The 13,673-nt window shown below is 42.4% G+C and carries 11 protein-coding genes; all 11 read right to left on the bottom strand.

Annotated elements, in window-relative coordinates; genetic code table 11:
* Window positions 1-3: 3 nt before the first annotated feature.
* The 11 genes from ISG33_RS07725 to ISG33_RS07675 all read right to left on the bottom strand — a co-directional run bounded on the left by ISG33_RS07725 (window position 4) and on the right by ISG33_RS07675 (window position 13,649).
* Window positions 4-1,359 carry a putative bifunctional diguanylate cyclase/phosphodiesterase gene (locus ISG33_RS07725; protein WP_195732894.1) on the bottom strand — a complete coding sequence of 452 codons (1,356 nt, stop codon included), beginning with the start codon at window positions 1,357-1,359 and terminating at the stop codon, window positions 4-6.
* Between the two features lie 201 nt (window positions 1,360-1,560).
* Window positions 1,561-3,285: an SLC13 family permease gene (locus ISG33_RS07720; protein ID WP_195732893.1), complete on the bottom strand. Its 1,725-nt coding sequence runs from the start codon at window positions 3,283-3,285 to the stop codon at window positions 1,561-1,563.
* Window positions 3,286-3,519: 234 nt separating this feature from the next.
* Window positions 3,520-4,923 carry a sulfate adenylyltransferase subunit CysN gene (gene cysN, locus ISG33_RS07715; protein WP_195732892.1) on the bottom strand — a complete coding sequence of 468 codons (1,404 nt, stop codon included), beginning with the start codon at window positions 4,921-4,923 and terminating at the stop codon, window positions 3,520-3,522.
* Between the two features lies 1 nt (window position 4,924).
* Window positions 4,925-5,722, bottom strand: coding sequence for a 3'(2'),5'-bisphosphate nucleotidase CysQ (gene cysQ / locus ISG33_RS07710; protein WP_195732891.1), 798 nt, complete (start codon window positions 5,720-5,722; stop codon window positions 4,925-4,927).
* Complete coding sequence (gene cysC, locus ISG33_RS07705; protein ID WP_195732890.1) at window positions 5,723-6,316, bottom strand: adenylyl-sulfate kinase; 594 nt, start codon at window positions 6,314-6,316, stop codon at window positions 5,723-5,725. It abuts the gene before it with no gap.
* Window positions 6,316-7,230: a sulfate adenylyltransferase subunit CysD gene (cysD, locus tag ISG33_RS07700; RefSeq protein ID WP_195732889.1), complete on the bottom strand. Its 915-nt coding sequence runs from the start codon at window positions 7,228-7,230 to the stop codon at window positions 6,316-6,318. Before cysD ends, cysC begins: the two co-directional genes overlap by 1 nt.
* 224 nt (window positions 7,231-7,454) lie before the next feature.
* A complete protein-coding gene (locus ISG33_RS07695; protein ID WP_195732888.1) occupies window positions 7,455-8,675 on the bottom strand; it encodes an EAL and HDOD domain-containing protein in 1,221 nt (406 codons plus the stop codon).
* Between the two features lie 25 nt (window positions 8,676-8,700).
* Complete coding sequence (putP, locus tag ISG33_RS07690) at window positions 8,701-10,224, bottom strand: sodium/proline symporter PutP (RefSeq protein ID WP_195732887.1); 1,524 nt, start codon at window positions 10,222-10,224, stop codon at window positions 8,701-8,703.
* 140 nt (window positions 10,225-10,364) lie between these two features.
* A complete protein-coding gene (locus tag ISG33_RS07685) occupies window positions 10,365-11,069 on the bottom strand; it encodes a DUF3379 family protein (RefSeq protein WP_195732886.1) in 705 nt (234 codons plus the stop codon).
* Entirely contained in the window at window positions 11,062-11,619 is a 558-nt protein-coding gene (locus ISG33_RS07680; protein WP_195732885.1) for a sigma-70 family RNA polymerase sigma factor, read from the bottom strand. The genes ISG33_RS07685 and ISG33_RS07680 overlap by 8 nt, the downstream gene beginning before the upstream one ends.
* 152 nt (window positions 11,620-11,771) lie before the next feature.
* Window positions 11,772-13,649 carry a DUF885 domain-containing protein gene (locus ISG33_RS07675; protein WP_195732884.1) on the bottom strand — a complete coding sequence of 626 codons (1,878 nt, stop codon included), beginning with the start codon at window positions 13,647-13,649 and terminating at the stop codon, window positions 11,772-11,774.
* Between the last annotated feature and the right edge of the window lie 24 nt (window positions 13,650-13,673).

The raw sequence follows: 13,673 nt of genomic DNA, 5'->3' as shown, positions 1-13,673 counted from the left end.
TCACTAAGCTTTAAAGTTTTTTACAAATTGAGCAACATCCTGTTCTTTCAATGGTTTTGAATAGTAAAAACCCTGTATAAGGTCGGCATTAAGTTTATTTGCAATGTCTAGTTGTTGTCTAGTCTCAACGCCTTCGGTGATCACGCTTACATTTAGTGCTTGTGCCAAACTGTATATGGCAGCGGCGATCCGTTTTGATACCGCCGCGGTTTTCTTTTTATTCGAATCTAATTGCTTGATGAAAGAACGATCAATTTTTACATAATCTAATGGCATGTGAGTTAGATGTGCGATCGACGAATAGCCTGTCCCAAAGTCGTCCAACGTAATACTGCAACCCAAGGCTTTAAGTTCATGCAAAACGGCAGGCATCACATTCGCAAGTTGAGCAGATTCTCTTATTTCTAATCGAAGTTGTCCTTTTTGAAGCATGTTTTCATTAAGCGCTATTTTTACTGTATTGATTAGTGCATCACTATCTAAAAACTGTCTTGAGCTAATGTTAACGCTCACGCCAATATCCTTAGGGGTGATCTTATTATCAATCATTTTGCGAAGATCGTGACATGCTTTCTTGATCACCCAATTGCCAAGCAACGGCATTGTGCCGATTTCTTCTGCAGTCTCGATGAAAATGTCAGGCATCATTAACCCTTTTTCTGGGTGTTGCCAACGAAGAAGTGCCTCAAAGGCCACGAGCTTCTTTTTCACGGAAGAAACTATTGGTTGATAAACTAGGTAAAATTCATTATTGGCCTGTCCGGCATAAAGCTCACTGGAATTATTTAAGCTTGATACTCTAAGATCGTTGCCTACCTCATGTTTTATTCTCGCTTGGCCTACCATCGAAGCTTGGTAATAAGTGATTTGATCATAACTTTGCTTGCTTTTATGCAAGGCTAGTTCTGCGGCATATATTAATTCGTCAGCACTTTCAAAATCGGGTGAATTTTCTGCTACACCCACTTTAAGGGTCAAAATAACAACATGCCCTTGCACTGCGAAAGGCCGGCGCACAAAATCAAGCAGTCGCTCGAGCTCGAATGCGATATCGGTTGAGCGTTCAAATAGCAAACAGAATTGGTCACCGTGCGAGCGAAAGAAGCAAAGAACATGAGGGAAAAGTTTATTGAAGCGTTTAGCGGTTAGTTTTAGTATTTTGTCGGCTAACTGATGGCCCATGCTATCGTTGATTTGTCCAAATTGACTTAATTCAACGATCATCGCTCCTACATTATCTATTCCCACTTTTTTACATACTACGTTTGCTTGCTTTGAACCAAAGCTTCTATTCGGTAAGCCTGTGAGTGGGTCGAGTGAGTTTTCAACCTCAGTGTTGTCAGCTTGATCTATTAGCATTTAATGATTTCCTGAGCATGAGGGAGAAGTAACAAATTGGTGCCTGTTCAATGTTAACGTTATCGACACTAAAAAGGTTTTTCTTAGCTCTAATTTCGGCTTATCAAATTAAACGATGAGTTCTTTTTCATTTTTGCAATGACCTTCGATGAGAATGAAAAAGAACAGAGAGCTCCCGAAAATGGCCGGTCTTTTGGAGGTCTAAAAGTAAAACCAGTGAAGCATTAATATTACGATGGTGGAGTATAGCAATGAAATTGGGGTTCCAATTTTGACAAAATCTTTAAAGCGATAATTGGTCGCAGAAAAAACCAGAAGGTTAGTTTGGTAACCATATGGCGAAATAAAGCTTGCACTAGCAGCAAAAGCCACAGCTAAGGCAAAAGGCATGAGCGGTAGGTTCATAGATACAACTAAGCCATAAGCGAACGGGAACATAAGGGCCGCGGCAGCATTATTTGTTACAAACTCTGTGAGTAAGAGCGTCATCAAATAAACACAAGCAAGGGCAAATAGTGGCGACATATCATCAACTAAAGGCTTTAAAGCTTCGGTGGTTAAGGCAATAACACCACTATTTTCTAGCGCAGTCGCTAAACTTAATGCACCAACGATTACAAGTATTAAGTTTACTGGAAGATGACGTTTAATTTCACTAATCGACGACACTTTAATGAGCGATAGGCTTGCAGCAAAAAACACAAGGCCCGTGGCTAGGGGAAGTAGTGATGTTGCTGCGAGTGCTATCGTTATAAGGAAGCCAATAAGAGTAAAGGCCTCCTGCCATGGCTTTAATTTGCGCATGATTTTTTGTTCAGACACCACAAAGAAATTTTTGGTGATATTGTCACGCCGTTGAAAGTCTGCGCCGGTGGCAAGTAACAGGAAGTCTCCGGCCTGAAGCTTTAACTCGCCCAACTTCCCAGAAATTTGAGCGCCGTCGCGACGTATAGCCACCACCGCCGAATCAAATAGCGCTCTAAAACCCAGTTCCTTTAGTGTTTTATTGATAATTGGGGCGCGATTGGACACGATCACCTCGGTTAGGTTATCACTCAGTAAACCGTCTGTTTCTGCAAACATTGTGAGGCCCTTGATATGACCAATATTATCAATTTTTTGAACGTTACCAGAAAAAATAAGTTTATCGTTTTCCTCAATTACCATATCAGGTGTGACCGGAGACATTACTACGTTCTTACGAACAATTTCTATGAGAAAGAGTTCAGGTAGGTTACGCAAATGATTATCTTCAACACTTTTCCCTATCAGTTCAGAATTAGCCTCAACGTCGGCTTCCAACAAATAGCGTTGATAGTTATTTTCATTGCTAGCAATATTAGGTAACAAGGGCGTTAGCATAAATAACAAGAATGCACAGGCAAAACCCGCACTTAGGCCGAAGAGGGTAAAGTCGAAGAAGGCAAACCCAGGGTGCCCGTGTTCTATCAGGAAACTATCAACGATTAAGTTTGTTGACGTACCGATAAGAGTTACCGTACCGCCTAAAATTGCTGCATACGATAGTGGAATGAGCAGGCGGGAAGGGGCATGCAACTGGTTTTGCTTAATTGGCCCAATCAGACTAGCCACAATTGCGGTGTTATTGAGAAGTGCTGAAGAGCTAAAGCTGATCGCAAACATCCGCCAAAAACTTTGAGTGAAAGACTTACGCACAATAGCGCGACCCAAACGCTTAATAAAGGCCGTTTTATCAATAGAGTGACTGACCAACAACAACAAAACCAACGTTACAAGACCTGTATTGGTCAGGTTTTCTAGTATTTCGTCGAGCTTAAGTTGTTGTACTAGTACAAGAAGCAGCATACACGCAGAGAAAACACTGGAGGGACGCATTTTGGTTGCGGCCAAGCTAACGATAGTAGCGGCAAAAATGAGAAGAACCGCAATTTGCTCAAAGGTCATTGGATACTGCTATGTAGATTGCTGCTATGAATTCCGTTATCACTTTCGTTTCCAGTAATGCTGCCGCTAATGTTAGATTGAGTGCGTTCTTATCAACGCGAATTTCAGCATAGCGTATTTTCCCAGATAATAAAAAAGCTTGTTTAGTCTGATTGTATATTTGATAGCAAATATACGACTAAACAAGCTAGTACCTGCGTTGATGCCACTTAAACCAAGCGGCTCAACCTTATCTTACTTACTTATATCTTGAGCATTCCAGTGAGGGAAGTGCTTTCTAACCAGTGCATTAAACTCTAGTTCAAACTCACTATATTCGTGCGAAGAGGCAGAGGACTCAGTTTCTTTGATGATCATTCCTGCGCCAACGGTACTGTTGCTAAGGCGGTCTATAATAATAAAAGCACCTGTTTTTCGATTAGCGATGTAGGGATCACAGGCAACATCCTGAGTCAGTTTGATGTTAGCAACCCCTATTTCATTCAAATTCAAATGCAGAGCATCCGTTTTTTCAAGGGAGTTCACATCTATCTGATAGTCGATGCTAGCAACACTGCCCGGTACCATCTTGGTTGCAAATTTGAAGCTATATTGTTTGTTGGGTATGAGCGCATCTTCCGACATCCAAACCATGTGTGTTTTGTAAGCATTGCTATGCAAAGGCAGGGAGTCGCTTTTAACTATCATGTCGCCACGAGAAATGTCTATTTCATCGTTGAGCGTGAGGGTCACTGCGTTGGGCGCAAAACCTTCTTCCAAGTCACCGTCAAAGGTGTTTACTGCTTTGATAGTTGATGTTTTTCCTGAAGGCAAGGCGGTTACAGCATCCCCTGGCTTGATTGACCCTGACACAATAGTGCCAGCAAAGCCTCTAAAATTTAGATTTGGCCTATTTACATATTGCACAGGAAAGCGAAAATCGTCATGTTGTTGCTGCGTAATTTCCATACTCTCTAGCAATTCCATCAGTAATTCACCACTAAACCAAGGCGTTTTATCTGAGCGATTGACGACATTGTCACCCTCGAGCGCAGATATGGGCACGAAACGAATGTCAGGGATTGTTAATTGCTTGGAAAATTCCATATAGTCTTTTTGGATTTGCTCATATACGTCTTGGCTGTAGTCCATCAAGTCCATTTTGTTGATAGCAACGATAACGTGTTTTATACCGAGTAGGGATACTAAAAATGAGTGTCGGCGAGTTTGTGTTTTCACACCTTCGCGCGCATCCACCAGAATAATGGCTAGGTCGCAAGTTGATGCACCGGTTACCATGTTACGGGTGTATTGCTCGTGTCCTGGTGTATCAGCAATAATAAACTTACGCTTTTCAGTACTAAAGTAACGATAAGCAACATCAATGGTAATACCTTGCTCTCGCTCAGATTGAAGGCCGTCAACGAGCAATGCCAAATCGACCTTTTCGCCGGTGGTGCCGACTTTTTTGCTGTCTTTGGTAATAGCGGCAAGTTGGTCTTCATAAATCATTTTTGAATCATGAAGTAAGCGACCAATCAGTGTGCTTTTACCGTCATCAACACTGCCACAGGTTAAAAAGCGTAGCAGGTCTTTTTTCTCATGTTGTTCTAAATACGACAAGATGTCGGTTTGTAATAATTCGTTTTCGTTATTCATTTTAAAAACTTACCAAAAAATATGGGTTTAATACGGAATCTTTTTGATTATATTTAAGCGGCGAGGCATCGGGATCCATGGGGTTTTCTGGGTCTAATACGGTCACTTTAGCACCTGCAGCTAATGCCACTGCATGAGCAGCGCCAGTATCCCATTCGCTGGTTGGCCCAACACGCGGATACAAATGGGCTTCTCCGCTGGCCACTAAGCACAACTTTAGAGAGCTTCCCATGGCGAGCAATTCGCTTTCACCACCTAATTCATTCAAGATCTTGTTGATTTCAGGGCTTTGGTGCGAACGGCTCCCAACCACCTTCCACGTTTCACCCGCTTGATGTTTTTTAGCGCTAATGTCGCGACTAACACCATGATCTTCGCAATAGGCGCCAATTCCAACCTGACCTACATAGGTCTTCGATATTGCGGGGGCATGCACAACGCCAAAACTTGGCTCGCCATACTCAATTAAGGCGATGTTCACGGTAAATTCGCCATTCTTTTTAATGAACTCTTTAGTTCCATCAAGAGGGTCGACCAACCAATATCTCGACCACTTTTTACGTTCTTCCCAAGCTATATCAGCAGATTCTTCAGAAAGAATAGGTAACTCAGATATTTTTGTTAGTTCATCGACAATATGATGATGAGCAGCAAGATCAGCTTCAGTTAGAGGGCTAGCATCAGACTTATCATAAATAGCAAAGTCTTTTGCGTATATCTCCATGATTTTAGCCCCAGCTTCAATAGCAATGCTTTTGACCCTAGACGCTAGTTCTGCGTCGAATTCAAAGGCCGTCATCTATACAAGTCCTTTGGCATGAAGCAAATCGAAAAGCCTTTCTGCGGTTGCTTCGGCGCTTTCGTCTTGATATTCAAGGTGTATCTCTGGAGACAGAGGTACTTCGTAAGCTGAGTCGATTCCAGTGAAGTTACTAATGTCACCACTTCTGGCTTTTTTATACAGGCCTTTCGGGTCACGTTTTTCACATACTTCTATGGGAGTGTCGACGAAGACTTCTACAAATTCATTTTCACCTAATAACGAGCGACAAAATGCACGGTCGGCATTAAAAGGTGAAATAAAAGCGGTTATCACTATCGTGCCTGAGTCGACGAAAAGTTTTGCCACCTCACTGATGCGTCGAATGTTTTCAACGCGGTCTTTATCATCAAAACCAAGGTCGCCACATAGGCCGTGTCGAATATTATCACCATCGAGTAAATAGGTTTTTTTCTGCTCGGAGAACAGCTTTTTCTCAAGTAAATTTGCAATGGTTGATTTGCCAGAACCAGACAAACCTGTGAGCCAAATCACTGCTGGTTTCTGACCAAGTGCTGCTGCACGTGAAGTCTTGGTAACGGCATGCTCGTGCCATACTATGTTGGTTGACATTAGAAATAACCCTCCATTTTCTTCTTCTCCATTGAGCCAGAGGAATCATGGTCAATGACACGTCCTTGGCGCTCAGATGTTTTGGTGAGGAGCATTTCTTGAATAACCTCTGGCAAAGTGTCGGCTTCTGACTCAACCGCGCCAGTGAGCGGATAGCAACCCAGTGTTCGGAATCTTACTGAACGCATTTCTGGTGTTTCGCCTTCTTCAAGCGGCATTCTATCGTCGTCAACCATAAAGTAGGTGCCGTCGCGCTTAACAACGGGGCGAGGTTTTGCAAGATAAAGTGAGGGAATTTCTATACCTTCAAGGTAGATATACTGCCAAATATCTAGCTCAGTCCAGTTAGACATTGGGAATACACGTATGCTTTCGCCTTTGTTGATTTGACTGTTATAGATATTCCAGAGCTCTGGGCGCTGATTTTTGGGATCCCAGCGATGATTTTCATCTCTGAATGAATATACACGTTCTTTCGCGCGTGACTTCTCTTCATCTCGACGAGCACCACCGAAGGCAGCATCAAACTTATACTTGTCAAGTGCTTGCTTCAAAGCAACCGTTTTCATTATGTCGGTGTGCTTAGCACTGCCGTGACTGAAAGGACCTACACCCTGTTTTACGCCTTCTTGGTTAGTATGAACAAGCAAATTCAAATTGTGTTTTTTGGCTATCTCATCACGAAATTGGATCATTTCTTTAAACTTCCATGTGGTATCCACATGAAGCAATGGAAAGGGGATAGTTCCGGGCGCAAAAGCCTTTCTGGCGAGATGCAGCAACACAGATGAGTCTTTGCCTACACTGTAAAGCATAACGGGATTATCGAACTCTGCGGCAACTTCTCTGAATATGTGAATACTCTCAGCTTCTAACTGCTTTAAGTGAGTAATCGAAGGAATTGAGCTGGTCATTGCGAACTGACTCCAAGTTAAAGTTAATATGCAAAAAATATATATGCATAGAACAATAGCATATTTGCTAATTAAACAAATATGATAAAAAGCTATTTCTAATAGCTAATTGATAACTAAAAGTTTGGGTATGTTGCAATTTTGTTATATGTCTATTGCTTATAGGAAAAATGCAAGGTTTTTGCTTTATTTACGACGAGTGTAATGGAGTATTACACGAGAGATCAGATAAGTTGGCCGACTTTTTCTTCAGCCCATTGTCCTGCTTTTTCATACTCGTCTAAAATTTCTTGGTAGGGAATGTTGAGAATCTCACAACTCTTTTCCATTTTCTCCCAATCACCTACCTCAAAATATTTGCAGAGCTTTAAACAGTGTGAAAGCCAGCCTTTGTCTTGAAGTAAGGCATCCTTTATATCGCTACTTAGAGGAAGATCCGAGACGACGGTTTTAAGGTCGGCATCTAGCAAAGCATCAATCAACGACATCATACCCATTAAAAATGCCGACGAGGCGTCATTTTTATGCGCGCAGTAAGGAGCAAGTAATTCACAGAATTTGGCTCTTTGTATGGATAGTCGAATAAGCTCTTGCGGTTTGGTGTCGCTAAACTGTGCTGCGAATATCAAACCTACAAAACGTTCAAGTTCATTCTTACCCAACACCAGCACTGCCTGCTTAATGGTTTTAATTGGATTTTGACGTTTAAACATGGCAGTTTGAGTGTAGCGTAGCAACTTGAAAGACAAGGTTACGTCGAGCTCAAATAACTGACTAATTTTATTAAAGTTAGGCTCTGAAGCAGACAGCTCATTGAGTAGGCTTGCAATTGACGTTTGGCCCGGTGTGAGGGCAACGCTTCGAATTACTTCTGGACGGCTGAAAAAGTAACCTTGGAAATAATCGAAGCCAAGTCTGACCGCACGCGTGAACTCTTCATTTGTTTCTACTTTTTCTGCAAGTAGTTTAATCTGTGGATATTTTTTAAACTGTTCGAGTGTTGCTGAAAGATCTTCTTCAGAAATGTCTCTGAAGTCTATCTTAACGATGTCGATTAATTTATAAAAAGGTTTCCAAGCATCATCATGAACGAAATCATCAAGCGCTAGGAGGTAGCCTTTTTGGCGAAGCTTTTTAAGCGCCCCGTACACCGAGTTGGTGGGTTTCACGGTTTCAAGTATTTCAACCACGACCTTCTCATGCGGCAATAATTCGGGGTAGCCGCTTATTAGACTTTGCTCGGTGAAATTTATGAAGGCCAGTTTACCCTCGGAGATTTTGTCAAGGCCGAGGTCAAACTGCAGACCTTCAATCATTTTTGAGGTGGCTTTTTCTTGATCCACATCTGGGAATACATTCTCTAGACTCAATCGAAAAAGAAGCTCATAGCCATAGAGCGCTTTTTCATTATCAAGTATTGGCTGCCTGGCAGCGAAAAAACCCATAGATCAGTAACACACCTTCAAAAACTTATATTTTACTTTTTTCTTGTTGGTACTTATCGGCAAAGACGGAGAAAAGCGTGATAACTTTCTCATTTTTCTCAGGAGCTAACTTAGACACCACGATAATAAACAAGCTGGATACAATAAAGCCGGGGATAATTGCATATAAACTGTCGTTGAGTGAAGCGCCATTTTCAGCTAATGGTGCATAAATCCATACCAAAGTAGTGACTGCACCACTTACGATACCCGCGATAGCAGCGATTCTGCTCATATTTTTCCACATCAGGGAAAACAAGACCAAAGGCCCGAAGGCGGCTCCGAATCCAGCCCAAGCATTACTGACTAACGAGAGTATGCTGCTGTTTCTATCATAGGCTAGGGCTATTGCGACCATCGCGACGAGTGCAACACATATACGACCGATAACCACTTGCTTCTTTTCACTGCAGTCTTTCTCTATGAATGCAGCGTAAACATCTCGGGTAAGCGAGCTAGACGTTACCAGTAACTGCGAGGATATCGTACTCATTATCGCCGCTAAAATTGCGGCCAATAAAAAGCCACCGATCAGAGGATTGAATAAAATTTGTGATAGCGTGATGAATATCGTTTCCGGGTCGTCCAATGATTGGCCTATAGAGGTCATGTAAGCCAAGCCGAAAAGGCCTGTAGATGCTGCGCCAAATAGAGAAACTATCATCCACGACATGCCAATGCGGCGTGCTGCAGGCATTTGTTTAATACTCGAAATTGCCATGAAACGCACAATAATATGTGGTTGCCCAAAGTAACCAAGACCCCACGACATTAATGAGATCACGCCAATCAGCGTTACTGTTGCACCAGTGCCCGCATCGGTAAATAGTGATACTAAATTAGGGTTAATTTCGGAAAGACTCGATATAGTGTTATTAATGCCACCTAGCTCAAATATAACCACTGTTGGCACTAAAATGAGTGCGATAAACATGATGATGCCTTGCACGAAATCGGTCAGACTCACCGCCATAAAGCCACCGAAAAGTGTGTAGCACACTACAACACCTGCAGTAATATACAGTCCGGCCTCGTAATTAAAGCCAAAAGATGATTCAAACAATTTACCTCCAGCAGCAATGCCAGAGCTGGTGTATAAAGTGAAAAATATGATTATCACAACCGACGCGATGATTCGTAAAGCGCGGGTGTCATCGAAAAAGCGGTTCTCAAAATAGTCAGGAAGGGTAATAGCATCGCTAGCGACTTCGGTAAATACGCGTAGGCGTGGTGCAACAAAAATGTAATTAAGCCAAGCACCCAAGACCAAGCCAAACGCGATCCATAGTGACGACGCTCCCGATACATACATTGCACCTGGCACGCCTAGAAGCATCCAGCCACTCATATCCGAGGCGCCAGCAGAAAGCGCTGTTACTGGGGCACTTAATTTGCGGCCGCCTAGTAAGTAACCTGATGATGTTTCTTCATTACTCCGAAAGGCAAACACACCTATTCCTATCATCGCGATAAAGTAAATGCTAAGTGATATTAGAGTGCCAGTTTCCATGAAGACCTCAGTTATTTTTATTTTAATAACAAAAGCATAACAGATTTACTGATGATTCTAAACTTTGTGGCAGTTTTGCAAAGTGAGGCATAAAAAAACCGCAGCATTGAGGCTGCGGTTCGGAAAGGGTGTTTCATTGCTTAGAAAGTAAAAGCTACTTTCGCGGTTTTGCTTAACTGCGAGACTTCTGCAGCGTTTTCACCAACAACAATGATTTTCGCAGACTCAAGTAGGAAGGAATTACCAGTAAGTTCGTCATTACTAAAATCTTCTTTTAAGTCTTTGCTTTCACTATCTGGCACTACGAACAAGGAGATTAAGCCTTTCTCGCCTTTGATGATCATGTGTAAGCTTTTGATTTTATCCAAGTAACAATAATTTGCCGATACGATGTTGCCTATTTCATCGCTAAGTTGACCATTAAAAGTGGCCATCTTCTTGTTGATGCTCTCTGTGCTCACATTACCAGAAGACATCATTATTTCTTTGTTCACATATTCATGACTAACGTGCGCAAACACATCATTAGCCAAGCCGTTATCGCCAGCAAGTAAGGTCATGTAACCGATGCTTACTACCATGGCTACCGATGCGGCCATGGCGACATACCATGGACGCTTTTTACGATGTTGACTGAATTCATCCATGCCTTGGCGTAAAATCAGCTTCTCAGCGAAGTTGTCGGGAACGGGTATGCTTGCTGCTGCGATCATTTGAGCATCCAATGCCTTTATATCATCCCAAAACGCTTGTTTCGAAGGATCATCTTTTGCTGCTTTTACCACATCAGGATCTGTTGTGTTTGGGTCAGCATAAATGGTGCGACGGAAAGTTAATTCATCCATTTACCTGTGCTCCTGTAGTTTGCTCGCCAGTTAAGGCTTCTCTAATTTGGTTACGCGCTCTAAAAAGGCGAGTCATAACGGTATTTTTGTTTAAATTGAGTTGTTCAGCAATTTCGTCGCCGCTAAAGCCCATCAGTATCTGCATCATTAGGGGTTCTCGGTACTCTTCACTTAAACCTGACATAATTCGTCTAAGTTCTCGGTGCTCCAGTGTTACATCACCAAAATCCTTAGGATCAGGTACGGCAACATCATCAATGTCAACTAAATCAAACTGCTTACGTTCGAAGCGCCGCGCATTTTCTCTGCGCAAAATCGTGATTAACCAAGACTTAGCGGCAGCCTCATCCTTCAGTGAATCAAGTGATTTCCAAGCGCGCAAAAATGTTTCCTGCACTACGTCTTCGGCAATTGCTTTGTCTTTGATCAACCACATCGCATAGCGAAAAATATCCGCATGGAGTGCCTTCACAAGAGCTTCATATCGTTTTTGTTTTTTCATCATGTCAGTAGAGACCGATGAGCTTGCTTTTTTATTTCGCGAAAACATGAAATTTCTTCTTTTTTGTTTCTTAGGCACAGAATAGAACATTTACAGGTGATCTTCGAATATCATTTGTTGATTGCATTTGAGATGGGTTAACAAGCACAAAAAAAGGTCGTGAATTGCGAGCATTTCACGACCTTGCATGTAAGCGGCATTTATTTGTTGGCTGCTATCCAGCTTTTCACATTTTTTTCAAGAAGCGTCAGTGGCACGGGCCCATCTTTTAAGATTGTGTCGTGGAAACCTCGGTAATCGAACTTATCGCCCATTTCTGATTTTGCTAGGTCGCGTAGCTCCATAATCTTTAATTTACCAATCATGTAGGCAGTCGCTTGACCCGGCATAGCAATATAGCGCTCTATCGCCTTGATCGAATCGGCTTCTGGGTTTGGTGTATTGTCAATTAAGTAATTAATGGCTTTGTCGCGACTCCATTTCATTTCATGAATGCCAGTGTCGACAACTAAACGACATGCGCGCCATAACTCCATAGCAAGACGACCAAAGTCAGAGTACGGGTCGGTGTAAAAGCCCATGTCTTTACCTAGTTCTTCTGTATAAAGCCCCCAACCTTCAGTGTAGGCTGTGAATGACACATACTTCTGAAATTCTGGAATACCATCAAGCTCTTGCGCAATCGCACGTTGCATGTGGTGTCCAGGAATACCTTCATGGTAAGCAAGAGCTTCCATCTGATAAGTTGGCATGCTACGCATATCAAACAAGTTCGCATAATAAGTGCCAGGGCGAGAACCATCTTTCGATGGGCTTTGGTAGAATGCTTTACCAGCAGACTGTTCTCTGAACGCTTCAACACGTTTCACAACCATTCTAGCTTGTGGTTTGAGACCAAAATAATCATCGAGTTTTGCTTCCATGGCATCAATGTAATCTTTTGCCTCGGTCATGTAACGTTGTCGACCTTCGTCGGTGTTCTCATAATAAAAGCGGTCATCGTTGCGCATGAATAAGAAAAACTCTTGCATTGTGCCGTCGAAATTTACTTGTTTCATAATGTCGCGCATTTGATTATGTATGCGTTCCACATTTTCTAAGCCAATCTTGTGGACTTCCTCGGCATTGAGTTCGGTAGTGGTGAACCAATTTAAACGATTTTGATACCACTCACTGCCATTTGGTAGTCGCCATACGCCATCGCCTTCAGGTGTAAGTAAACGTTGAGTGCTAAGTGCTTGCATCAATTTTTCGTAAGCTGGTTTAACTGAGGTAAGCAATGCTTCATTTGCTTCGGCAAGTAAACCTGCTTGTTCTGCATTTGATAAACCGATTGCTTTGAGTTTTTCTTTGAAGTCTTTGAGTATTGTTGAATCAGCAGGGCTCTCATTAAAGGGATTTCCTTTAATGACGTTGGCCGATGCTTGTATCATTTGGTCATAAGCCCACTTAGGTGGATATACGCCAAGGTCTTGTCTGATTTTTAATTGTTCAATCACTTGGTCGAAGAGGGCGTCCACTTTTTGAAGCCTAGCGATGTAAGCTTCAGCATCAGATACATCAGAAATGCGGTGAATATTTATCAGGAAACTTGGCACCGTAGTGTGCCATGCTCTGAATTGATGCATGATGTAGGTGTGGTGGCGAAACTCGTCATTCGCGAGTTTACGCTCAAGATCGATCTTATAAATTTCTAGGCTTAATTTTTCAGATTCTGAAAGCTCGGAAGTGTTAAACTTGTTTGCATCCGTTAAACGTTTTTCCATCAACGCTCGAGTTTCATCAGCTGCGGCTTCGGAAAAATCGCCCCATTTGTCGTAGTCGGTTTTGATGCCTTGATAGCTTTGTGCCATTGGAGAGCGAGCAAGATCTGTTTCGTAACTCTGTTTAAAAAACAGCGCTAAGCGCTCTGACTCGTTTGCAGGTGCTACTACTTTTTGTTCTGCCTCGGTTTGTAGCGATTGACCTTCCTGTGTCACTTTTTCTTCATCTGAAGGGCTACAAGCACCTAGCGCGAACGCAAGGCTAGAAATTGCGAATACTTTTGCTGTTGTCGTTATTATTGATTTTTGTTTCATCTTTGTGAACTCACCGTCTATTCC

The organism is Marinibium conchae, from assembly GCF_015595035.1.
Lineage (GTDB): Bacteria > Pseudomonadota > Gammaproteobacteria > Enterobacterales > Alteromonadaceae > Glaciecola.
Note: the sequence above shows the minus strand (reverse complement) of the source record. Positions and strands in the feature narration are given on the sequence as shown.